Origin of the sequence: Legionella quinlivanii (assembly GCF_003265995.1) — a bacterium.
GTDB lineage: Bacteria > Pseudomonadota > Gammaproteobacteria > Legionellales > Legionellaceae > Legionella_C > Legionella_C quinlivanii_A.
In genome coordinates this window covers 363,993-388,024 of sequence record NZ_MVJN01000003.1, presented here as the reverse complement: position 1 = coordinate 388,024, position 24,032 = coordinate 363,993, and the positions used below count along the sequence as shown (strand labels likewise).

Below are 24,032 nucleotides of genomic sequence, written 5' to 3'. Positions count from 1 at the left end.
ATTTTCAGCCAAGCTCCGGACCAGTTCTTCTGCCTTCTAATCGCGGCAATGGATCCATTTTTGACTTTCCATTTGCAAAATCGGCAATACTGGCGGCCTGAACACTGTCATAGGGCCCATAGCTGCTGAGATGAGTGCAAAGCTGCTCGATCACCGTATAACTGTTTCGCTGATTCATCCCGCGATAAACATAATCCTTTAACGTACGACCACCGTCTCTGCTTATCAACAGCGTATGCAAGGCCAGGACTTTGGTATCCATACTCACGGCACCGCTTTCAAATAAGCGTTGATAAAACAATGCTCTATTTACACCCAGTTTTCCATGGTACCGGGCGCTGAAAAAGCCATCATGTGCAAACTGAAAACCACTATGATTTTGATAATCCTTTATATAATCCTTGATGCCCTGCAATGTTCTGCTGATTACCTCATCAATGTTGGTTTCATTAATTTTTAAAACTATCGCATCGTATTGCTGCATTTTTTTAAAATAAGATGCAGCGATCTTCTGATCATTATAACCAGGTTTCGGTATATACTGGCTATCATCAAAACCTGGATATACGATACGTCCCTTTCGTGATAAACGGCCTTCTTCTATGATCTTGTCACGATGCGGGATGACTAACTCAGGAATGATATTTTTGACCATTACCTCTGAAGAAACCCGCTTGGCAATCGGCAGACGAGAAGGATTGAAGTCATCACGAGTCCGGATAACTTCAAGCGTGTCAGCCATATTAATCAGCTGGCGAATGTAATCCACTTCTGGATGTATAGCCGCATGCAGGTCCATGAAGGTGGCTTGATTATCTTTAAAGCGAACCGCATCCCCAAAGAGTTTGGCTAGTTTGACTTTTTGTTCACTGGAAAGTTTTTTAAATTCCGGACTTTTCAGATAAATTTCCCTGAAATATTCTTCACAATGGTTTCCGCTATCTTCATCCCAGAGGTCCATACCATCACCGAGACGGCCGGTATCATGGAACAAAGTCGCGATCTGAACCATTTCGAGAAGCAGGGCAATATTATTACCCAAGCCAAGTTTCTCACAAATTTCCAGCATGGAGCTGTCATAGTCGGCATCATATTTTGTGTAGATGTGATCAATTTGAGTAATCGACTCCATTGCGGCCGAAGCGTGGGGCATACCATGCGATAGTCGGATATAGGTTTCAAAAGTGCCCGCTTCCTTTTGGATGGGAACATCTTCTCGTTTATGCTGTATTTTTTTTAAAGATACAGGGTAAGGGATTTGTAGTTTCCGTAAGTTCACAACGCTTAAAGGCTTGGAATAATAATGGAAATTTGCGTAATGGACTGCTTTATTGATATTGGACATATTCGACAACTCTACAACAAAAGTGCGCTTATTTTATCCCATTTGCGCATATATAAACAATAGAGAGGGTGTAAAAATGAAACAATTTTTGCTTTTTATCGTTGAGCCCAGGGTCCATAGCGGTCAGCTAAGAAGTAATGTTATCCCCTCTCCACCGTGCGCAGCGTGGTGGAGAGGGGATCTGATATTCTTAGCCTGACGGCTATGGGCCAAGGGCTCCACCTAAGTACATCATTTATAACTCATTGACGAACTGCTGGATGAACTGCAGGACATCTCTTTATCATCATGAGATTGCCCGATGTGAAAGTCAGTCACATCCTTAATCCTTTTTTCATAAGTATTCGGAAGCAGCAACTTAAGCTCTGCCTCCGACAGATTATTAGCAAATGTTATTTCTATCAATCTGCATTTCTTACCAAACCCTGACTTCAGCGTATACTGCTCATCCTGATTCCACTCATTTTTTATGCATTCGCGCCTGAAACGATCCAGATGACGGATAGAGATATACCAGATATGAGATTCTGGCAGGCTGGTTTTCTCCAGCAGATCACAACTGCTCCTGACTGTCTTGGGCAGCATCTCAGACAACTGATTAAAGGTGAGCCTGGCACTAATCACTATCATCAGCCAATGGGAACCATTGGAACGTTGTGCGGGTTGCTTTCCATCTGCATAAATACCGTTAAGGTAAACCAGCTCGTAAGTAAACCTGAACTTACTCTTTTTTACTTCATCTTTAAAGAGAGGTAATTGTTCAGTAGAAATAGGCAAATAAAATTTCGGTTTTGTAAAAAATTTAGACTCTAAAAACTTTTTGACCGGCTCAACTGTCTCCACTGGTTTTTTTGACTTAACTAAACTTCCAAAGAATGATGAGGATTGTTTTTTTGAATACATTCCTTGAAACACTAAACAGTCCTCCCTTGAGAAAAACAACAAACTCTCCGCCTGTTTTGAATCAGCAGGACTGTCAGTTTTCTCTGCATCGGGTATGAATTGCCAGAAATTGACCGGTCCGGAAGTGTCCTCAACTACTGGACGGTTAATATAGTAAACACTGCGCGAGGTTAAATGCGTGAGATAAAAAGAGTCTGGATTATCTAAATGTTTTGAAATGACGAAGGGCAAAGGCTCTGGAGCTTCCACACCTAATTCCCCTGCATGCTCTCCACAGGCTATTGACTGATTTTTATTATCTTTTACATATTTTTTAATATCATTAAAAGAAAGATTGTCGAAACTTAATAAAACAGCATTCTCAGCCAACCAGGTTTTGGATATCTTGCGCATAACGATTGGCATGCGTCTCTCCTTCTCAAATCTATAAAAGAAGGCATTATACACAAAATAGGTAAATTTTACACAGCAATGGAATAATTTAATCGAATTTGCTAATTTAACGTCGGTCCAAACTATGTCATTCCAGTTGCAGGCTGGAATCCACTTCTAGAAAAATCATCGATGGATTTCCGCCTTCGCGGAAATGACAGAGGATTAAGCTCGATGGTCCTGAGCCAAAGCCTTCACTCGATTCACAAAGTTCGTACCAGGATCGGTTTTTGAGCGCTCATATTCTGGATCTTTCTCCAGCCAGAGCGGGCTATGTTTATATTCAAGATATTCATGATGCCCAATCACATGCTCGATTTGCGGATACTTGTTTTTTAAATAGCAAACCAGAAATGCATTCGCCTCTGCTTGTTGCTCTGTTAAATCATCCTTGCCATCAATTCCGCCGACATTTTCAATGCCAATAGCGTAATGATTCAGCCCGATTACATGTCTGGCCATTAAATTATCAGGCATGAGCTGATAAATACTGCCGTCACGATCCACCAGATAGTGGCTGGATACATTCAAGTCATCCGGGATTTCACTCCTGCGAGGGGAATTTGCAGGTAAAGACGGGGGATTAAATACGCGCATAGCGAGTTCAAGACTTGGCAAACAGGTCCAATGAAGAACAATCATTTTAGGCTCGATCTCAATAGAAGAGGAATCGATTCCGTAATGAGTGAGTTGATATAACCGGGTAAGCTCCACTCGCTTGTGATCAAATTGTATTGGTTTTTGCTTGATGATTTGCGGTTGATGGCAGGAAAATGCCTGCAGTTTGGCTGCAAACAGGCATAAGAACAGTCTAATTAAATTCATACACTCATTGAACTTTTTAAAAGCTCATTGTTGCAGATTTAGGTTAAACAATACAGTTCTCTCTGCCGTTCCGCTTAAAAAGCAATGGAGAAACAGGCTGTATTGAATTTGACATCCCCGGCAGATGGTCTACTTTTAATTAGTGAGCTTTTTTTATGCTCAGTGGTATTTATTTCTAACAAAATATAACAAGGAGAGTTAATTATGGCTACTCAAAATCATGGCGGTGGACGAGGTTCTAACCTGACTCAGGCAGATCGTAAAAAAGGCGGTGAACACTCCCACGGAGGTCAAGGCAAAGGCCAGGGCTCTTTGAAGTCTAAAGGCGGTAAAAGCGGCAGCTCTAAAAATAAATAAGTCTGAAAACCTCAGAAATCCGAAGCTGTTCCTGTAACTATTTAAAACTTTGAAATCGCTTTGCTGCTCGTGGCTTATTACCGCAGTCTCGAGCAGTAAAGCATCAAGGTTTTTCTTTTTGTCTATACAAAAGCATAAGACCCATGGTGCTTAATTTCTGTTTCCTGATATTCAGGATATAATTTTTTGAATTCCGTATAGCAGTCTTTGAAACGCCCTTTTTGCAATATCACCAGATGTTCCTGAAGCTCAGAGGTCTTACTCTCCTGCAGACAAATTGACAATAATTTCTGAACAGCAAACAATTCTTTTCGGCTATGCGTTTCATTAAAAAAACAGCCGCCTCGGCGAATGGCACGTTGTAAGCTGCCTATTTGTTCCCTGAGTTTATCTTCAAATCCTAAACGAGCGATGTGATTGTCGAGTGTTGGCGCTAACTCGTTAACTGACTTTTGGGTGAGCTGTCCATAAGAAGCCAATGCTTCACTGCAAAGCGCTCTGGTACTACGATTTATTTCCTCATTGGTCTGAGTTACAAAAAAATCAGCAAGACGACTCCAGAACGAAGTCTGTTGCTGGGCATGATACTGCATTTGAGCCAGCACCTGAATGACCTTTGGAGCCCAGACTTCCGTATTATAAAATGACCCTTGCTGCACCATTGTATTGAGAGTCGACACTAACTGACGCAATTGTTTTAGTTCCATCTGAAAATTATGCCGATAGCGGCCAGTTAAAACACTCCACCAGGAACCATAGTTTTGCGTTTGCCGTACCAGTCTCTGTTCTGCCAGAAGATCTGAAATAATCGCCTGAGTTAACTGTTGGTGATAAGGATTGGTGCTTCTCATAAATAAATCAAGCTTCTGGGTGAAAGACAAGACATTGATAATTCCCTGCGGATTCACAGCCCCTGCTCTGGTAGGATCTTGCATCTCATTAGGGCTAAGTTTTATTGATTTAACCCCGGCATTTAATTCATCAGCCAAACGTCTGATCTCAATCACAACCTTCGAGCTGTTAGCAACTCGTTCTACACTGAAATGATAATTACGATGCGGAAAGCATTGTTTTAATTTTTCAGCTACTCGATCGAGTACTTGCTGCGGACTGCTTTTTGAAAAGAACGTCTCTGTAGGAAGCGTTAGTCGGGCATGACTAATGGTTTTAGGCGTCTCTCGTAATAGAGCATCAACCAGTGAATCCAGCGAATAATAATTCTCTTCAGGTTCTGCCCACAATAAACCTGTTTCCTTTGTTTTAAAGGATTCTGGAAGTTGCTTGTTGTCGCCTACTATGACTATCGAATTATCATAAACCTGTGCCGCGTGCAGCAGGTTGTCTTTTCGGATGAACTCACTGTTTCTAATAAGCTTACTGTCAGGGCCTGTAAATTCATTATCCAGGACAATCAGGGTTCCATGGGCATTGTCTGCCAAAAGTGATTCAGCCTCTGACTCCAGTGGAAATCGCCCATAGTAGGAGGTATTCCATACAGCAACTGGTTCCTGAGCAATGCCTGTCAATTGCTTCATCCAGAACTGCACTGCTTCAGGAGAGGTTTCAGCATTAATCACCAGCGTAATGCCACTCTTTGAATGCTGGTATCTGGGGGTTACCTGCACAGTAAAAACCTGTTGCTGAATCAGTGACATGGATTTATTTCTATCGATAGGCTTTAGTTGTAAATTGGCTTTAAATTCACGCCTTGAACCAAAGGCAAAGTGTTCATCCAATACAACCTGGGCCTGCAGTTTTTCTGTTTGATCAGGCCCTAGAGATTCGACTGCCTTTCCAACGAGAACGACTGAATTGCTTTCATCTTCATCTACAATCTGCAGAAAAACATCTCGTCCTTCCTTACGGCCCAAGGCTTTTGTTGAGATATTCTTAACCTCCAGCTCCAAATCCAAAGGCTCACCAATAGCGACGGTATAAAATTTCTTTCTGGGCAACAATTGAACGGGATAACAGACCCTAATCGGTGATATGTCCGACTCAGCGTAAGGACGAGCAAGCCTGGTATTCATTAGTTGAACACGAAGATGGGTGGTTTCAGCATAGGGCTCACTGCATTCCCCTTTTATAATAAGCGGTTCCCTGATTTTCAAAGTCAGGGGAGCTGACTGATTGTCAGCACGACCACCGGCAGGAATATCTCCCCGCACTTGCCCTGCTCCAGTTTGCTGGAAAATGCTTCGCACAGACAGATCAACATTAACAGGCATCGACTCTACTGGGGAAGGCATACTGATTGACTGATTGTGAATGTCGTAAACCACTTGCACCGTATCACCCGGTTCAAACAGACCATGTTGCTGACCTGTCCAGTATCGCGGATTAGTTATTTTCAGTTGATAGGGGGCTGTATGTGTTGATTGAATGATTCCCTGAGAGAGAATGTGATACCTGACGCTGCCGTCAATACCCGGAGCACCGGGGTATAAAATTTCTGTTGGGGTGTAACCATCGGGGCCGTCTTTACCGTCTGGAGCATGGCTATCAATAATGGGCAGGGGATTATAGGGCTCAAAATCCTGATGAGGGTGATGGTGGTGGTGACGGTGGTAGTGATAGTTTCCAGGGTCATCAAGATATCTTCCACCCTTACCGCCCTTGCCCCCTTTGCCGCCCCGACCATGCCTTCCCGCTCGACCAGGCATTCCAGCGCGAACATCTGTATCGCCGACCAGGGAGAATAATGACAGATCAGCAGGATCATTCACGCAAATCTCAACCTCTCCTCCATTTCCAGCAGGACCGCCATTTGTTCCCTTTTCACCATCCTCCCCTCTCTTACCATCCTGGCCTCTTTCAGCGGGCAGGTAACAGGTCGCATCACTTCCCCAGGCACCGTCAACTCCTTTTTTACCGTCAGCTCCTATCTTTCCATCAACGCCATTACCACCCCGCGCCGATACTTCAAGACTGTCTTTTTTAGAGATAAACCCGTTGATACGCTGTTGCCCGGAAGAAGAAGTCTCCACAGTTCCCTGATATCTCACATGAGAAGCAGAATCTTCTGTGAGCGTAATTTTAATCTTCCCCGCAGACTCTCCTGTGTTTCCTGAAACCGATAACTTCATGGTGACGACCTCTTCTTGTGAAAATCAGATGCCTTAGTCAATCGCCTCTTTCTGTTCTTCCTTCCTTGAAATACCCAACTTTTCCTTTAATCTGGCGACTGCATCAGGATCATATTGCTTGGCAGTTTTATGTTTGACAATAATATCAGCAGCGGATTTGCCAGACTGCTGTGCTGGAGAGGGATAGTTACGCTCACCAGGCTGGTTATAATCATAGCTGGAAGAATAATGCGTGTAATGATTATTCGTGGATTTTGAGGGCTCAATGCGGGCTGCTGATGTAATCACTGGTTTTACCGTTTGTAATTTTCTTGCATTGCGAACGCTTTTTTCAACCCGTTTCTTGATCTTTGCCGCGGCTCGCTCCGCTTCGTCCTCGCTTACCTGACTTGTGGCATTGCCTTGTAAATCAACGCGCATTTCACGTGCTTTGAGACAGGCCAGATAATCAAGACGACGGGTAAAAATGACTACTGCTTCACGTAATTTGCTGCGTGAGATTCCATCTTCTGCCGCTTTGTCTGCATAAACGAGTATATCCTCCATAATCCCGTTCTTTAAAGGGCGGATACGCTGCGTGTTATCAAATGCCTGGGGAAATTGTTCGCAAAGCCATATCAGAGCCTGATTGCGTGATTTTTTTGACTGATTTTTCTGTGATTTATTAATCACCGCTGTTCGTGGATGAAGCTCTTGTCTTCTCATTCTGATACCTTGAGTGGATAATGATTAGAGAATTGAAAATAAACCTCGGCCAATCAACAGTCGTTGATGTAATCGCGAGGAAAGGCAGCCATTCTACAAAACAAAAAAATAAAAGTAAATTTTAACTAAACAAAATATGTACTTCATGAACAATAATATTTCTTATTCTTCAATTATATTTTGACCTGGAGGTGCTTGACTGTTCCTTTGAAGTATAGGCCGCATCGCCAAATACAATCCCCCGGTATATAATACTCTTAAATAACAGCTTTTTAGATGTTGAATGATTTCGCTGTTTACTGCGGTTTGAGCTGGCTGCCCCTGGCAAACCGCAGCAGGTAGGGAAAGTTAATTCGCGGTATGCCGCGGCCCAGGCAGTTTGTTATTGGATTTTCATGAAACCTTGGCACCAAAGTTAGGATTATCATCCATGAAATGGTTAATGTCTCTTTTAGCGCTATTTTTTCCCTGGCTGGTATTATTAATTTATGATAACCCGGGAGGGGCTATTGTCGCATTGGTGATGCAGGCCACTCTCTTTGGCTGGCTCCCCGCCAGTATGTGGGCATTAAGAGTCGTGCGGGAAAATTATAAAGAGAAAAAACGGGTTAAGAAGGCACGCAAGGCTAAAAAGGCAGAGATGGAGGCAGAGGACTAGCTGGCTTCGCCTACTTACTGCGGCTTGACCGCAGTATCCAGGAATGGTTGCAGGAGGTCTGAATTGTATCAGCCAGTTTGAGCTGGATACCTCGAACAAGTCGGGGTACGTAGGAGGAGGGGTTAAGTGGCCTACAGAGGGAGTAAGTGGCGGTGGTTCTGATAAGAAATATAATAAAAAGGAGAGTAAATGACCATACGGGTAATTGTAAATGGTGCCTCAGGCAAAATGGGACGTCTTGCCTGCGAGACACTCCAGACCCAGGAGGAATTCCAGTTGGTTGGAGGTCTTGGACGTGAGGATAATCTGGAAAGAACGATTGCTGAAACACAGGCATCTGTTGTAGTTGACTTAACCCGTGCGGACTCTGCCTTTAAAAACGCCATGACCATTATTAATGGCGGCGCACATCCAGTGATCGGCACCTCCGGTTTATTACCTGCCCAAGTGGAAGAATTAAAAGCTACTTGCGCCAACTTAAAACTCGGCGGCATCATCGCCCCTAATTTCTCAATCGCCGCAGTAATGATGATGCATTTCGCAGCGCTGGCTGCTAAATTTTTCCAGAATGTGGAAATTATTGAAGCGCATCATCCGCAGAAATTTGATGCGCCGTCCGGCACTGCCATTAAGACCGCTGAAATGATTGCCCAAAGCCGTCAAATTCCGCCAGAAGAAACGCTCGCACAGGAATCTATCCTCGGAGCTCGCGGCGGTCAGCATGAAGGGATCCCCATTCATTCTATCCGCCTGCCCGGAATTCTGGCCCGCCAGCAAGTCCTGTTTGGCAGTCAGGGAGAAACCCTGTCTATAGTTCATGACAGCCTTGATCGCAGCTCTTTTATGCCAGGCTTGCTGCTGTCATGCCGAAAGGTTATTCAGTTGGACCAGCTGATCTACGGACTGGAAAACCTGTTAGACTTCTAGGCGTTTTAATTCAATCCCCTTGCTCTCCCTCAGTTCATTTGGGCCACAATATCCACACCGCCCACAGCTTCATCCATTAAGGGGATTGCTGCATTCTTCGCAAAGGCCAGGTCTCTCTTTTCCTTAAGCGTTTTCATGGCAGCACTATATTTCTCACCTGGAGGAGCTGAGTCTCTCAGTTTAAGAATGGCCTCATAAACTTCCTTAGTATCTTTATCGCGATAGTCAGATGAGCGGCTTCCCAAAATATAATAAATCTCCGCTAGAATTCTAGTGGAATCATCCTGCCGGCTAGTTGCCTTCTTCATAAAATCAATACCGCCAGGCATAGCATCGACGTAGGAGGTTTTATTCCAGAAAGGAATACTCTTACCAAATACATAGCGCTTGTCTTTCCAGAAAGCCGTTTCACCTGTTAATATCTTTATTGATTCCAGTAAATCCACGGTTTGCTGGTTGTCCAGTCGTTGCGCGGCCATGATACACTTGGACAAGCCATTAAATATCAAGCCTTTTTTATGCCCTTCTGATACCTGAGAAGGATGCGCCTGCTTAAAGGCAGCTATTTTTTTAACTTCATTATTCGTGGCATTTTTATCATCGCAAAGCAGGGAATTTTCAAAAGGTTTCATCTTCTCTTCAATTGCCTGTGCAATATCTCTGGGAAAGTAATTTGCGGGTGTTTTAATGCCTTCGGTTCCCGGCGCGTTTTCATCAGCAAATTCATGAGCATGCCGATCAACATAAAGGTCAGAAACTATATCCACAAAGTTGTCTCGCTTTACTCCGAACTCATTAAATTGAGGCCATTCACCATAAAGTTCATAGTAAATCTGCATTGCATCGGTATGAATAATTTCCAATGCTTTCCTGTCCTTACCGCTGACACATGATCCATAACTGGCTGCGTTGATAAAATCAGCCAATAAATGTTCATAGGAACTTAAGGTCAGTTCTCTACCAGTATAGTCCCGAAAATTGGTTGTGAATGGACCAGACTCCAGGGTTTTCTGGTAAGCCTCAATTAATTTCTCCAAAGCCGAGGTTTTGGGAAATACTGACTTCGCCGCATTGAGTAACTCCAGACAGTTTGGATCATCTGCTGCCGTATAAAGCAGCCGTTTTGCCATATTCAGCGCATGGTTTTTAGTAAGTACTCTAAACTTGTCTTTGGGTGCATTGGCAATAACCCATTTACGCATGCCATCGAGATACTGATCCGGCACCCCAACTAATGAGGCACCCATCACAGGGCTGATTAAAGTCTGAAAAAACACTGTGCTCTTCTGGTAACGCTGCTCAACAAGTTCAAGCACTCGTTTAAAATTAAGCAATGCATGCGACTCACCGATAGGTTTGGGCTGCGTCTTCACATCACGAGAGGCCAGATGGCTGCTACGCAGCCTGGGAGTAAACTTCTTTTTTTCGCTACAGTCCGCATAAAGCATTGCGCAATTATGTTCAGCCAGATTCGCCAAACCCGGAATGCTCCTTAATCGGCTCGGTAAAAAGTGCACCACATCTTCAATTCGTTCACTTTTATCAAGGGCCGCTTTTAGCAGTTTCTGTTCGGCAAGGGGGAGGTACACGAACCAGCTTGGCAGGTCACGAATGGTTTTAATATATTCGTCCGTAGTCTTGGTAAAATTTTCACGAAGGCTTTTGCCAAGCTCATGAAGCTTGCCCTCAACCCGTTCAAAACTGTTTCCTTCGGAAATCAATAATACCCGAATTAACTGCCGGCGATTCTCTGATATTGCCTGAAACCACTTCGGCTGGTTTTTGACAGAGCCATCAATAATCGCCAGATAATCGGCATTGCTGAGCGCCTTGGCGTCCGTTATCTTGCGCCACCAGGCGATTATCGCATTATTTTCACTGTTAAGCTGGGTGGCAGTCTGGCATTCCTCAGGAGAGGTGAGAAAAAACACCTGCTGATAATAGGGAAGTGTATCCAGCCACTTGGGTAAGTCAGAAAGATAGGTCTTCTTAATCTTTGCAAGGTCATCGATGGTTTCTTTGGAGCAGGCGGGTAATGTATTCTCCCAGTTCAGAATAAAACCTTCCCTGAATTGAGATATTTTACTGAGCGAGGCCAGGTTGTTACGCCCTTTCTGCATGATGACATATTGCTCAGCCCGATTGAGTAAACTCACTGCATCCCTGACACGATAGGGCCAATTCCAATTGTCAATCAGTGAGTTCACCAGCATGCCTGTGAAACTGGCTAATACTTCCTGATATTTATCCTGGTCGCCCAGCTCGGGCAGCTGACTACTCTGTTTACAAAATTCCAGATATTTCCTAAGTTCTTCAGGCATGCAACTTGAAGGGGTAATTGACTGGTAAATAAACTCAAAAGCCTCTGCCAGAATATCCATCCGGCGTTGATAAATTTCTTTTAAATCAGGTGTCTTTTCGTGTTCCTTAATCACTAAATCGTCAAGACTATCCAATTTAAGCTGAGATTTCAGATTTTGCTTCATTTCTGAAGTCAGAACGAGTCCTTTTTCAACCCTCAAGATTGTTTTTGGCATTTTGCATCGATCCTTGCATGCTTAGGTCATTTTATTATTGATTAAAAAGCCAAACTTAACAATTTTTTGTTAGTATTTTCAAATAGAAAATTGTTTGCCCTTCATTTTTCCAAAAAAAAGGACGATTTTTCAAGTCATTTCTTTCATGTTAAGATGCTTGTTTTCATCAAAGAAAGGTTAAAGGATGACCCTCCTCAATACAAGAGATTACACCGGCTACTCAGAAAGTAGTTTGGAAGAAGCCATTGCCCAGGCGCTCGCCAAGTCAGGCAAGGATCATGATCAGGTCAAAATCATCGAAACCCGAAGCGCTCAGCCTCAGGACAACAAGCGCTATTATCAGGCAACTTTGTCGACATTTAGCGAATATTGATAAGAAAGCAGGCCCTTTCTTCAACAGGAGTGAAAAGATGGAAACTTCCATTGGGCATTTTATTAATGGCAAAATAACCATTAATGACAGTAAAAACACGCATCAGGTTTATAATCCAGCTCTCGGCGAAATCATTGCTGAAGTCCATTTTGCGGACGAACAGATTTGTGAACAGGCCATTTCCGCCGCTGAGAAAGCAGGCAGCGCCTGGGCTGAAACACCGCCGCTCAAACGAGCCCGCGTTTTTTTCAAATTCCGCGAACTGCTGGAAAAAAATCAGAATGAATTAGCTGCGATCGTTAATCGCGAGCATGGCAAAACTATCGATGATGCGAAGGGCTCTATAGCGCGGGCCATTGAAGTAGTTGAGTTTCACTGCGGGCTTGTCAGCCATTTGCAAGGTCAGTTTTCCGCTGAGGTTAGCACAGGAATTGATAGCCATACTCTCTATCAGCCGCTGGGAATCTGTGCCGGTGTTTCGCCTTTCAATTTTCCGGTTATGGTTCCCGTATGGATGATGATCCCGGCGATTGCCTGCGGAAATACTTTTTTATTAAAACCATCAGAGCAAGATCCCTCTGCACCACTTCGCCTTCTGGAATTACTTGACGATGCCGGTCTGCCTCCGGGAGTGGCCAATTGCATTCAGGGTAATAAGGATACCGTGGACTATCTGCTTCGCCATCCCAAAATCAAAGCATTCACTGCAGTCGCCTCTACTCCAGTCGCCGAATATATTTATACGGAAGCCTGTGCACATGGCAAGCGCGCGCATACCTTTGGCGGTGCCAAGAATCACTGCGTCATTATGCCAGACGCGGACTTCGCCCAGGCAGCCCAGGCAGTCACAGGAGCAGCCTATGGTTCAGCCGGAGAACGCTGTATGGCAATTTCCGCTGTAGTTGCTGTAGGTGATGAGAGCGCTGATCGCTTCATTAATGAAATAAGTCCACTGATTAAAGCAATTAAAGTGGACGCCGGAGATGTGGCAGGCTGCGATATGGGACCTCTGATTAGTAAAGCCCATAAAGAACGTGTTGTTGAGGCTATTTCCAATGGTATTGAAGAAGGCGCCAGACTCTTGATAGACGGACGCTCATTTACTCATCCACAGCACCCTCAGGGATTTTTTGTCGGGCCGACCTTATTTGATCATGTCACTGAATCCATGAGTATTTATCAGAAAGAAATTTTTGGCCCGGTGCTCATTGTACTTCGCGTGAAAACCTTTGATGAAGCCCTGGCCCTGGTTAACCGTAATCAATATGGTAATGGTACCGCGATATTTACCCGTGATGGCTATACCGCCCGAAGATACAGTCAGGAAGTTCAGGTGGGCATGGTCGGGGTTAATATTCCGATTCCTGTTCCCATTGTTAATCATCCTTTTGGCGGCTGGAAGCATTCTTCTTTTGGCAATACCAATATGCATGCTCTGGAAAGCATTCATTTTTATACTCACCGCAAAACGGTGACCAGCAAATGGCCTTTAACCAATTTGAAGCAGAATGCGTTTGTAATGCCGACTCACGATTAATAGCAAAGAGAATAAGGAGAGGCCACATGGCAAAAATTGGATTTGTTGGATTAGGCCATATGGGATTGCCAATGGCTATTAATCTGGTAAAAGCAGGTCATGAGGTGACTGGCTTTGATTTACAGACAAGCGCTCTTGACGCCCTGGTTGAAGCGGGCGGTTATGCGGCCAAAAAACTTCATGACACCGCCAGAGATAATGAAGTGATTATTACTATGCTGCAATCCGGCTCGCAGGTCGAACAGGTTTGCCAGGGTGAAGATGGTCTGTATGCGACAGCCAGACACGCCATTCATATCGACTGCTCATCGATTGATGTACAAACCAGCAGGAAGCTCCATCAGCTGGCTGCTGATAAACAACTGCTGTCTCTGGACGCGCCAGTCTCTGGGGGCGTTGCCGGCGCTAAAGCGGGTACGCTGACATTCATGGTGGGCGGCAGGGAATATGCTCTGGATAAAGCCAAAACCGTGCTGAACAGCATGGGAAAACGGATTATTTATGCTGGAAACGCGGGAAGCGGTCAGGCAGCAAAAATCTGCAATAATATGATTCTTGGTGCCACCATGATTGCGGTTTCAGAAGCATTCACTCTCGCTCAGGCATTGGGCTTGTCGGCTGAAAAACTCCATGAAGTGGTTAATTCCTCGTCCGGCCAATGCTGGGTCACTTCAAAATATATGCCGGTGCCGGATGTGATACCAGATGTCCCCGCCAATAGTGATTACCATCCCGGGTTTACAGTAGCCATGATGTTGAAAGATTTAATGCTGAGTCAAAAAGCTGCCACCATGACTGGAGTTCATACTCCAGTTACCGGACGAGCCACCTTGCTCTACCAGCAGTTTAGCGAAGCCGGATTTAGTGAGCTTGATTTTTCTGCCATTATCAAAGCATTGAACGTATAAGGTTTTTTCTATGAACAGTCATTCAGGCGCTCTCAATTTTTGGGCTTCTGTCGCTAATAAGCAAATCAGCTGGTACGCCCCCTGGAAAGCAGTGATGCAGGGGGGCTTCAGGCAGGGATTTACCCAATGGTTTGTCGATGGCAAATTAAATGTATGTTTCAATTGCGTGGACCGGCATTTGCCCCACCGTGCTGAAAAAACCGCAATTATCTGGGAGGGTGATGAAGAACATGAGCAACGGACTCTAAGCTTTTCCGCCTTGCATGAGGAAGTCTGCCGTATGGCAAATGCCTTGAAGAAGCTGGGCATTCATAAAGGTGATACGGTCGCTATTTATTTACCGATGATACCGGAAGCTGCCATTGCTATGCTTGCCTGTGCTCGCATTGGAGCAATCCATACTGTCGTCTTTGCAGGATTTTCAGCCCATGCTCTGCGGCAAAGAATTCAGGCTGCGTCTTGTAAATTACTGATTACTGCTAATGGCTATCAGCGTGGCGGTAAATTTTATGCCTTAAAAGAGCAGGCGGATGAAGCCAGTGTAAACCTCGCATTGAAAACCCTGATTATTCGCTCCACCCATCGCGCGATTGATTTTAACCCCGCTGTTAACTTTTACTGGGATGAGTTGCGTGAGCAGGTTAGTAATGATTGCCCGCCGGAATGGATGGATGCTGAGGATCCGCTGTTTATTCTTTATACCTCCGGAAGCACCGGACAACCCAAAGGACTAGTGCATACCTGTGGCGGCTATATTGTCCAGACTACTTATAGTCACCAACTGGTTTTTGGATGCAAGGAAGAGGATGTCTTCTGGTGTACTGCTGATGTCGGCTGGATTACCGGCCACAGCTATGTCGTATATGGCCCTTTGGGAAATGGTACCACCACACTGATGTATGCCGGCATCCCCAATTGGCCCAATCCATCACGCTGCTGGAAGATTATCGATAAATATAAGGTTAATGTATTCTATACCGCGCCTACCGCCTTAAGAGCTCTTAAACGGGCTGGCGATGAATGGCTAAATGACAGCTCAAGAACATCGTTGCGCCTGTTAGGTACAGTGGGTGAACCGATTAACCCGGAAGTATGGGAGTGGTACTATCAGCAGGTCGGCGCAGAATGCTGTCCGATAGTAGACACCTGGTGGCAAACTGAAACAGGCGCTATCATGATAAGCGAACAACCGCCCTATCAGCACCAGAAAGCGGGTTCTGCCTCCCAGCCTTTGCCAGGCATTTACCCCATTCTGCTCAGTGATGAAGACGAAGAACTGGATGGACCCGCACAGGGCGCACTGGCTATTAAATTCCCCTGGCCGGCAATGGCGAGAACTATTCAGGGCGATCATGAGCGCTACCGCAAAACCTATTTCAGAGGCGATTACTATATTACTGGAGACGGCGCCAGACGAGACGAGGAAGGCAACTTCTGGCTTTTGGGAAGAATCGACGATGTATTGAATGTTTCTGGCCATCGCCTTGGGACTGCTGAAATTGAAAGTGCGCTGGTGTTACATCCGGCAGTTGCCGAAGCCGCTGTTGTGGGGATTCCCCATCCCATTAAAGGAGAAGGCGTACTAGCCTTTGTCAGTTTGAAGACAGGTTATCAAGCGAATAGTCCATTAAAACAGGCTTTAGTGAATTTAGTGATTGACGAAATTGGCGCCATTGCCAAACCAGAAAATATTCTATGGGTTACTGACTTACCTAAAACGCGATCCGGAAAAATCATGCGGCGCATCCTTCGACTGATTGCCGCTGGCAAAGCGACATCCATTAGCGATTTGGGGGATATTTCGACTCTTTCTAACCCGCAGGTGGTTGAGGAATTATTAAAAATAAAGATTGAATAGAGACAACCCTGGGCAACCTGCTCATTAAATTAGAGAGTGTTCATTAAATTATGCCATTCCTCACAGGCACGCCGTCATCTCGAACGCAGTGAGAGATCTCCCAATCCTGGTTTGTGCCCCATCCGGAGATCTCTCACTGCGTTCGAGATGACGTGACACAGTTTTGATGCACAATCTCTTATTTGGTCATTCACAAGCGCCAACGCCTTCGCGGGGATGGCAGCCGAATATACAAGCGGCCCTTGTCATTAGCCAATCTTTACATGCCTAGTTTTGTTTTGTGCATATCTGATTCGTCTTCTATATCCATGTCAGACTCATGCTCTTCAGCATTACCAATTACTTCCAGCGGTGGGGGCACGTGCTCATATTTTACAAAGGATCCACTATAAAATAGCGCAGATGCAGGTTGAGTCAAAGTGAACTGACTTTTCTCATTTGCAAGCTTTCCGATCAAATGCTCAGAAAACTGCACAATCAGCTCATTCAATTGTAGCTTGTTGAGTGCTCGCAGACGATCCGGATCCCAATTATGACGCTCGAGCGTACGTGTCACATCTTCAATAAGACAGGTTGCAACGAACGGGGTCTTAAGTTCATGGACTGGCAGCATCACCATGAATTTTAAACAGTGGATTGCCCAGGATACCGCTTGAGATGGATTAGCATAATATCCCAGTAATGCGTAACCCGCCACCTGACGTAAAGCCAGGGGATGCCCGAGTTCGGCGGCTATCTGTAAATACTGCCCGTCGCCTTTACCCAAAAACGGGTAGCCTTTCTGCAGATCAGCAAGTATATAATAGAGATCAGCCGTTCTGGCTTTTTCACCTAGTCTGGCAAGAAGGGACGCCAGTTTATTGCGCATAGCCTCCGGTTGCTCTTGTTTGCAGAGCTCCTCCAGGCGTCTGACCAGATTGTAAAAAGATAGCGCATCATTCTCAGGAAGCTCGTCGATTGCCTTCTCCAGCAGCAGTCTCTCCTCTTCAGCAGGGAGAGGCTTTACAGGGATGGGCCTAAAAAAACTTGAAATCATTCTTCACTCAGGAATTTAAAAATTGCATACATTTTATCCTTAGTGACCATAATTTTTCAATACTATCAGTATCAATTTACAGCAGATAATCATTGAACCAGCTATTAGCCAAATGCGATACTTCTTCAAGCTTGCCTGATTCCTCGAATAAATGATTCGCACCGGCAATAATCTGCAGCTCAGCATGGGAATTCATTTTCATTTTGGCATCCTGGTTAAACTTAATCACCGTACTATCATAACCGCCCACGATTAAAAGAGTGGGCGCTTTTAAATCCTGTAAATAAGCTAAAGCCAAATCAGGCCGTCCTCCTCTGGAAACAATGGCTTTGACCTGATCAGGATCGCGAACGGCCGCTTCTATTGCGGCGCCCGCACCAGTGCTGGCACCGAAATAACCAATCCCAGAAGGCATGGGATCCAAAGTCTGCTGACACCAGCGCTTGGCATCAATCAAACGCGAGGCAAGCAGGGAAATATTGAAGCGGATTTCGCGGGTAAAACTATCGATCGCTTCTTCTTTTGGCGTCAGAAGATCAAAAAGTAACGTTGCATGCCCCATATTGTTCAGAGAACGGGCAACAAAATGGTTACGACTGCTTAAGCGGCTGCTTCCGCTCCCGTGAGCAAAAAGTACAATACTTTTTGCCGACTCCGGTATGAATAGAATGCCATCCAGACAGGCATTGCCACTGGGGATACGAATAGTATGCATTTTGTTTCTGAGAAAATTATTCATGCGCTTTCACAATGCCAGGCCCATATGTTTAATAGTAGACAAGCCCGATCAATTATGGTGAAAATTAATTCAAATTGTAATGATAATAGGTACAAATTATTTGCATTGGAAAAGGATGGGCAAAAAGTATAAAATACACCCAACTTGAATTGATAGAAGTAGAATATGTTATCTTCTTTTTTCCCTCCTGAAACGACAAGAAACCGTAAAGTTTATATCCCTGTACCCTTGCACAACCTCTCTGAAAGCCAATCGGATGTGTCCATTGGACTTAAAACAGACTATGTGAGTTACTCGAAAGAACAATTGGCAGCCGCAGTAAGCCTGGAAGACGTAGCCGGTGTATTATCACGATATTTCTCATTGGCCAGGCGTCAGGTGGGTCTGGACTCGAGTGAAGCGGATAAAATTGTCAATCAAAATGGTATCACTATGTACTACATGATAGTCGAGGCCACCTTGAATGAACGCTATTTGTCTAAAGAAAAAGAATCAGCCTATATTGGCAAAGAGGACTTTCATTTCATTGCCAAAGATACCCAATTTTCTAAAATTAATATCATGTCCCTGACACCAATGGTCAAATACGGTACACGAACTCCCCGCAATACTCATGACAGAACAAAACCGGAGTCACTCTGGCCGAAGGAGGTTACCGGGGAGTTCCTCACCCTTTACAATCCGGTCTACCCTCCCTCGCAAAAAATCGCAGAGCCTCCTCGTCCTGTAATTATACCCAGAGCCTCAACTCGCGTGCGGCCATCGCCTACTCGAACGCCCGCTCCCCAGGAAGTGAGAAAGCAACTCAGCATGGATATTTTTAATTCTGATAAAACTCCTGAAGCATTCGCACAGCTTTTTAAGCGTGTTGAGCAGCAGTTCAATCAATATGGCGCATCAGCTGAAGCCCAGGCAGAACTCATCAGTCTTTTTGATCAACTGGCCACTAAAGCACAAAGCGCAGAAGAACATTTCAGGCTTGCTCATTTGCAGGCGCAGTATGAATACTTAGGCAATGAGACTGGCTTGCATATTCAAAATGCTGCACGGCTTGGATACCCACTAGCTCTATGCCAGGTTGCCGATTATGCTCTGCAAGGACGCTTCTCTGATACGAGCAAATCAGTAGCCTGGGCAATAAACTGCCTTGAGTTCCTGACCAGGCTCCCGGCCAGTCATCACGCTGATGCTGACAAACTTCCGGGTTTCCTGCAAAATTTGCGATGTGTATTGGAAGCGCATTCCCTTGATAAAGATAACCTTCCCAAAAGCGGTTCTTCCTTGAGTGCCTTGATTAGCAAATGCAAACAGGGGAATAGTTGTTTCTTCTTAAAGGATCCTGCATCCTTTTTGTTTTATAATCATTCGTTTGCCGCCAGTGATCTGGACGTTCCTCCTTCCCTGGAAGACAGTGAAGAGGATATTGGTTTTAGATGCAGTTAAAAGAATACTTATCCTGCCATCAAGTTAAGCTCAATTGTATATTGAACTGTCATCCCCGCGAAAGGCGGGGATCCATCTCTGAGCTAGCTATAATGCCAACTGAGAAATAGATTCCCGCCTTTCGCGGGAATGACAAAATTTCTTCGCTTAATGGCAGTGAGAGTTAGGGAGAGGGGGTTAAAAAGACTCGTTATTAGGATCGGTCAAGCCATACCATTGATTTAATTGTTTAATCAACTCCTCTACTCCTTCTTTCTTAAGGCTGGAAAAAGTCTGGGCCGTAATCAGATCAGGCATTAAATCGTATTGTTTTTTTACTTTCAGCAAGGTGTTTCTGGCTTCGCTTTTACTGATTTTATCCGATTTGGTCAGTAGGATATGCACCGGGAGTTCACGATCGAGTGACCAGTTAATCATCATCTGATCGAGTTCTTTCAGGGGATGCCGACAATCCATCAGCAATATCAGGCCTTTCAGGCATTGACGAACTTCGAGATAATGCGCCAGATTTTTCTGCCAGTCCTGTTTAGTCTTTAAGTCTACTTTGGCAAAACCATAGCCCGGCAAATCGACCAGGCGACGCTCTTCATCCAGACTGAACAAATTAATCAGCTGGGTTCGTCCCGGAGTTTTACTGGTTCTCGCCAGTTGCCTGATGCCGGTTAAACAATTGAGGGCACTGGATTTGCCTGCATTGGAGCGGCCAGCGAACGCAACCTCGTAACCTTCATCGTCGGGTAACTGATTGACTTTTGCGGCGCTTTTCAAAAAAACGGCCTGCTGATAGGGATTCTTTATCATCTTGTGAATTTCATTTTGGGATTTTTGCCGAGGCAGTGTAACATTATCCTATGCGATAGGGAATTTAAGTTCATTGCTCGATAAATAGATACGGTGAACTTTTAAAAATCAGAATACTAGTCTTTGGTGCGATATGAAAAAAATAATCCTTGCTGCGATGCTGTTGGCTTTCTCCACTGGTTTTGCAGCTCCGGAATCCGAAGCTGTGCAGAATCGGCCAGAAAAAATCAGTTTATGCTCTGCCTGTCATGGGGAAAATGGCAGCAGCAACAATCCGCTATGGCCCAATCTTGGCGGACAACATGTCGATTATTTATTGAAGCAGCTGCAGGATTACAAGGCTGGCAAAACCCGTGCCGATGCCAGTATGACCGGCATCGCCGCCACTTTGACCCCACAGGACATGGAGCTTCTATCCGCTTATTATGCGAAACAACCGGTAGCGCATGGTAAAGTGCCTAAACGCTTTGTAAAACGCGGAGAAGAACTTTATCGAGGCGGAGATTTCGATAAGCACATCACCGCCTGCATCGCCTGCCATGGTCCACGCGGAACAGGTAATGGACAAGCTGGCTTTCCTCTATTATCGGGGCAGCATGCTCCCTATACCATTGCACAATTGCAAGCCTTTAAAAATAAGAAACGCAGCAATGATATTAACCACATCATGCAGGATATCAGCAGGCGCATGAGCGATGAGGATATGGAAGCGGTGGCTTATTATATTCAAGGGCTGCACTAGAGCATGTTTTTATTTGCAATTGGTGCATTGCTCTATTTCGGAGTACAATAGCAGCCATTGCCCTTTACTTTGATTAAATGCGAGAACTTATTATGTTAAAAGCGCTTTTATTATCAATCCTGTTATTTCCCGTTATGGGCTTTGCAGAAGATTTTACCGCTGGAAAAGACTTTGAAGTACTTGAATCCGCCTCCCCGAAATCCAGCAACCAGGTCAAAGTTACCGAATTTTTTAGCTATGGCTGCCCCTGGTGCTATCGTCTGGAACCTAATCTTGAAAAATGGGTGGCACAGCAAGGTAACACGATCAAATTTAACCGGGTTCCCGTAGTCTTCAAACCCGATTGGGGATTTTATGCCAAAGCCTACTACGCAAGCCATCTGCTGGGTTTAGGCGACAAGCTCAATCCGGTTTTATTCAAGACGATTCAAATTGATAAAACCCCATTAAATTCTAACGAGGCAATGATAAACTTCTTTACTTCTCAAGGCGTCGATAAGGATATTGCCGAAAGCGCATTCACGCATTCAACCACAATCGATATGAAAGTAGGCGAAAGCAATAGCTTAATGGCTAAATACCGGGTTAACGCAGTACCGGCATTAATCGTGAATGGCCAATATAAAATCGATCTGCAAATGGCAAAAAGCGAAGAACGTTTGTTCAAAATCCTGGATTATCTGGTTGCCCAAACCAAGGCTGGAAAAACAGCCTGAGTTCAATGTGTGTAGCAGCCTGAGTATTAAATCCCAGGCTGCTGTTTAAAAGGAAAAGCAGTGACTCCCTTGCAGTTCGCCGTCATTGGTAACCCCATCACCCATAGCCTGTCACCGGATATTCACCAATCATTCGCAGCACAATTCGGAATAAATCTGGAATATCATCGGCTACTGGGCGATGAGCAACATTTCGCACAGCAAATCTCTGATTTTTTCATGCAAAATGGGACTGGCCTGAATGTCACCCTGCCATTTAAAGAGCATGCTTTTCAACTGGCTGAAATAAGCACCGAGCGCTGCAAAAAAGCACGATCGGCCAATACATTATGGGAAAAAGAAAACAAGCTGCATGCCGATAATACCGATGGCGTCGGTTTAATCAATGATTTAAAACGTCATCTTGTTTTAGACAAACTGAACGTTCTGATTCTGGGAGCTGGCGGGGCAGCACGCGGCATTATCTATCCCTTGCTTGAGCAAGGAGTAAAGCAGCTGGCAGTCTATAACCGCAGTCCCGAGCGGCTTAAAATATTAGCCAGTGACTTTCCGGATATTAATCCTGTTCAATGGGGGGGGTTGCAGACTTCTTTTGATCTCGTTATCAACGCCACTTCAAGCAGTACATTGCAAAAAGCAATACCCCTTCCCGATACTTTATGGTCAGCAAAGCCCTTTTGCTATGATTTGTCATACCAAAAACAAGCGGATACTTCCTTTGTTTCTTTGGCCAAGTCCAACGACTGTCGGGCAATCGATGGTTTAGGTATGCTGGTTGAGCAAGCCGCGGAAGCCTTTTCCATTTGGCATGGAGTCAGGCCTGATACGCAACCGGTACTGCAGATACTGCGCGGCGTCTAAGAAAATCAAATGACCGGAGTGCTCAATCCTCAAAAAACTCCAGCACAATTTCTCTTGAAGCAAAGGTATCCTCATAGCCCATTTTCCACAGTTCGCGGGTAAAGGGGCTTTCAAATAACAAAAAGCTTAGCAAGTCTCCTGAATGGCTTTTAGCCCCTAACATATTTAACATTAAGCGCAGTAAAGAAGGCATTGTATTATATTGAGCCTGTGCAATGGCACCAATATCAGTGCTCGGTCGCAAATGCAGAGTTTGCACCCCCCGCCAGGGTGCATTTCTTTTTTTCCACAGAGACAGCAGTTTGGAAATCTCATTCATTCGATTAACCATCTCTATATCACGGTCCAGGTTATCCAAAAATAATCCATTGAGCATACTACCCAGAATCCTGGCGAAACCAATTTCGCCATTGTGTAATTTTTCATGATGGAAAACAGGCAATTGGCGAGTTCCCAATATTAATATTTTCTCTGCCTTGAAACGAATCGCACCGCGCAAGGGCGAAACCAGCCCCATACTGCCATCGCCATAATGGTAATTATCGATACGAGTAGTTGGAAAAAACAGAGGCAACGCGCTCGAGGCCAAAATATGCTCCATCTCAAGCGTTGCGGGTTCACTGATATGACGCGGATAATGCCAGTCTTCAAATCCATCCGCATGAGTCTGGTAAAAAGAAATCGTTTGCTGGGCATCGTAACAATAAGTAATTACCTCCATTGTACCCAAATGATTATTAAGGATGTTTTCTTTGAGAGTCGTAAAATTAATATTACTGCTGATAAACTCCCGCAAAGGGCTGGTATCCAACAGATGACCAGATTGTCTTTGTTTGATTACGAGGTTACTGACATTGCGAAAAACGGATTTGCTCAGCGCATAATTACTGGCATTAAAGATCTGCTGACAATAAATGTTACTCCACAAATCTTCCAGCTTCTCGGCCGCTTCGAGAAAGTTTTGCGCATTCTCTGCCAGCACCGCTGCATTGATGCTGCCGACGCTAACGCCGCTAACCATCGCGAACGGCAATTCTCTTACATTAAGGATTTCTGCGATCGCTTTAATCACTCCGGCCTGATAAGCGCCACGCGCACCACCACCGGCCAGATAAAGGGCTACTTTTGCCATGTTCTTATTATTTATTGGTATCCTGCTAGGAATATAGAGGAGAGCATGCAATCATGGCAAGTAAGAACTTGAAATTTCTATCCTCAAATTAACTAGCATCATTTTTTGTTA

21 protein-coding genes are annotated in these 24,032 nt (G+C 44.8%); 11 read left to right on the top strand and 10 right to left on the bottom strand.

Going from position 1 to position 24,032, the window contains the following annotated elements:
- Positions 1-4: 4 nt before the first annotated feature.
- From B1207_RS05465 to B1207_RS05455, 3 genes are all read right to left on the bottom strand, one after another.
- Positions 5-1,345: a hypothetical protein gene (locus tag B1207_RS05465; RefSeq protein WP_112218978.1), complete on the bottom strand. Its 1,341-nt coding sequence runs from the start codon at positions 1,343-1,345 to the stop codon at positions 5-7.
- Positions 1,346-1,576: 231 nt separating this feature from the next.
- Positions 1,577-2,653 carry a hypothetical protein gene (locus B1207_RS05460; RefSeq protein WP_112218977.1) on the bottom strand — a complete coding sequence of 359 codons (1,077 nt, stop codon included), beginning with the start codon at positions 2,651-2,653 and terminating at the stop codon, positions 1,577-1,579.
- 192 nt (positions 2,654-2,845) lie between these two features.
- Positions 2,846-3,505: an N-acetylmuramoyl-L-alanine amidase gene (locus tag B1207_RS05455; RefSeq protein WP_112218976.1), complete on the bottom strand. Its 660-nt coding sequence runs from the start codon at positions 3,503-3,505 to the stop codon at positions 2,846-2,848.
- 204 nt (positions 3,506-3,709) lie between these two features.
- Between B1207_RS05455 and B1207_RS15935 the strand changes: the two genes are divergently transcribed.
- The gene (locus B1207_RS15935; RefSeq protein ID WP_157072317.1) at positions 3,710-3,862 is read left to right on the top strand and encodes a hypothetical protein; all 153 of its coding nucleotides are present in this window, start codon (positions 3,710-3,712) and stop codon (positions 3,860-3,862) included.
- A gap of 122 nt (positions 3,863-3,984) precedes the next feature.
- Here B1207_RS15935 and B1207_RS05450 read toward each other — a convergent pair whose 3' ends face one another.
- Entirely contained in the window at positions 3,985-6,948 is a 2,964-nt protein-coding gene (locus B1207_RS05450) for a collagen-like protein (protein ID WP_112218975.1), read from the bottom strand.
- Positions 6,949-6,981: 33 nt separating this feature from the next.
- A complete protein-coding gene (locus B1207_RS05445; protein ID WP_112218974.1) occupies positions 6,982-7,653 on the bottom strand; it encodes a ProQ/FinO family protein in 672 nt (223 codons plus the stop codon).
- Between the two features lie 430 nt (positions 7,654-8,083).
- On the opposite strand from B1207_RS05445, the gene B1207_RS05440 reads away from it, so the two are divergent.
- Both B1207_RS05440 and dapB read left to right on the top strand, forming a co-directional pair.
- Positions 8,084-8,311, top strand: coding sequence for a hypothetical protein (locus B1207_RS05440; protein WP_112218973.1), 228 nt, complete (start codon positions 8,084-8,086; stop codon positions 8,309-8,311).
- A 189-nt stretch (positions 8,312-8,500) separates the two neighbouring features.
- Positions 8,501-9,238, top strand: coding sequence for a 4-hydroxy-tetrahydrodipicolinate reductase (gene dapB / locus B1207_RS05435; RefSeq protein WP_112218972.1), 738 nt, complete (start codon positions 8,501-8,503; stop codon positions 9,236-9,238).
- Between the two features lie 29 nt (positions 9,239-9,267).
- Here the strand turns inward: dapB and B1207_RS05430 are convergent, their stop codons facing one another.
- Complete coding sequence (locus B1207_RS05430; RefSeq protein WP_112218971.1) at positions 9,268-11,775, bottom strand: hypothetical protein; 2,508 nt, start codon at positions 11,773-11,775, stop codon at positions 9,268-9,270.
- A gap of 184 nt (positions 11,776-11,959) precedes the next feature.
- On the opposite strand from B1207_RS05430, the gene B1207_RS05425 reads away from it, so the two are divergent.
- Genes B1207_RS05425 through acs form a run of 4 tightly spaced genes read left to right on the top strand, consistent with a single transcriptional unit; the run spans position 11,960 to position 16,451 of the window.
- Positions 11,960-12,148, top strand: a complete 189-nt coding sequence (locus B1207_RS05425) for a hypothetical protein (protein ID WP_112218970.1) — start codon at positions 11,960-11,962, stop codon at positions 12,146-12,148.
- Positions 12,149-12,185: 37 nt separating this feature from the next.
- Positions 12,186-13,685, top strand: coding sequence for a CoA-acylating methylmalonate-semialdehyde dehydrogenase (locus B1207_RS05420; RefSeq protein ID WP_112218969.1), 1,500 nt, complete (start codon positions 12,186-12,188; stop codon positions 13,683-13,685).
- A 26-nt stretch (positions 13,686-13,711) separates the two neighbouring features.
- Positions 13,712-14,593 (top strand): 3-hydroxyisobutyrate dehydrogenase, encoded by an 882-nt coding sequence (gene mmsB / locus B1207_RS05415; RefSeq protein ID WP_112218968.1) that lies wholly within the window; start codon positions 13,712-13,714, stop codon positions 14,591-14,593.
- A 10-nt stretch (positions 14,594-14,603) separates the two neighbouring features.
- A complete protein-coding gene (gene acs, locus B1207_RS05410; protein WP_112218967.1) occupies positions 14,604-16,451 on the top strand; it encodes an acetate--CoA ligase in 1,848 nt (615 codons plus the stop codon).
- A gap of 259 nt (positions 16,452-16,710) precedes the next feature.
- Here the strand turns inward: acs and B1207_RS05405 are convergent, their stop codons facing one another.
- The gene (locus tag B1207_RS05405; RefSeq protein WP_112218966.1) at positions 16,711-17,487 is read right to left on the bottom strand and encodes a hypothetical protein; all 777 of its coding nucleotides are present in this window, start codon (positions 17,485-17,487) and stop codon (positions 16,711-16,713) included.
- 76 nt (positions 17,488-17,563) lie between these two features.
- Positions 17,564-18,226, bottom strand: a complete 663-nt coding sequence (locus B1207_RS05400) for a dienelactone hydrolase family protein (protein ID WP_112218965.1) — start codon at positions 18,224-18,226, stop codon at positions 17,564-17,566.
- A 165-nt stretch (positions 18,227-18,391) separates the two neighbouring features.
- On the opposite strand from B1207_RS05400, the gene B1207_RS05395 reads away from it, so the two are divergent.
- A complete protein-coding gene (locus tag B1207_RS05395; RefSeq protein WP_112218964.1) occupies positions 18,392-19,669 on the top strand; it encodes a hypothetical protein in 1,278 nt (425 codons plus the stop codon).
- A gap of 177 nt (positions 19,670-19,846) precedes the next feature.
- On the opposite strand, the gene yihA is transcribed toward B1207_RS05395, so the two are convergent.
- Positions 19,847-20,470, bottom strand: coding sequence for a ribosome biogenesis GTP-binding protein YihA/YsxC (gene yihA / locus B1207_RS05390; protein WP_112218963.1), 624 nt, complete (start codon positions 20,468-20,470; stop codon positions 19,847-19,849).
- A 133-nt stretch (positions 20,471-20,603) separates the two neighbouring features.
- Between yihA and B1207_RS05385 the strand changes: the two genes are divergently transcribed.
- From B1207_RS05385 to aroE, 3 genes are all read left to right on the top strand, one after another.
- Entirely contained in the window at positions 20,604-21,212 is a 609-nt protein-coding gene (locus B1207_RS05385) for a c-type cytochrome (protein WP_112218962.1), read from the top strand.
- A gap of 77 nt (positions 21,213-21,289) precedes the next feature.
- Positions 21,290-21,928, top strand: coding sequence for a thiol:disulfide interchange protein DsbA/DsbL (locus tag B1207_RS05380; protein WP_367379931.1), 639 nt, complete (start codon positions 21,290-21,292; stop codon positions 21,926-21,928).
- A gap of 60 nt (positions 21,929-21,988) precedes the next feature.
- Positions 21,989-22,789, top strand: a complete 801-nt coding sequence (gene aroE / locus B1207_RS05375) for a shikimate dehydrogenase (protein WP_253255787.1) — start codon at positions 21,989-21,991, stop codon at positions 22,787-22,789.
- A 22-nt stretch (positions 22,790-22,811) separates the two neighbouring features.
- On the opposite strand, the gene B1207_RS05370 is transcribed toward aroE, so the two are convergent.
- Positions 22,812-23,921 carry a patatin-like phospholipase family protein gene (locus tag B1207_RS05370; RefSeq protein WP_112218961.1) on the bottom strand — a complete coding sequence of 370 codons (1,110 nt, stop codon included), beginning with the start codon at positions 23,919-23,921 and terminating at the stop codon, positions 22,812-22,814.
- Positions 23,922-24,032 lie beyond the last annotated feature (111 nt).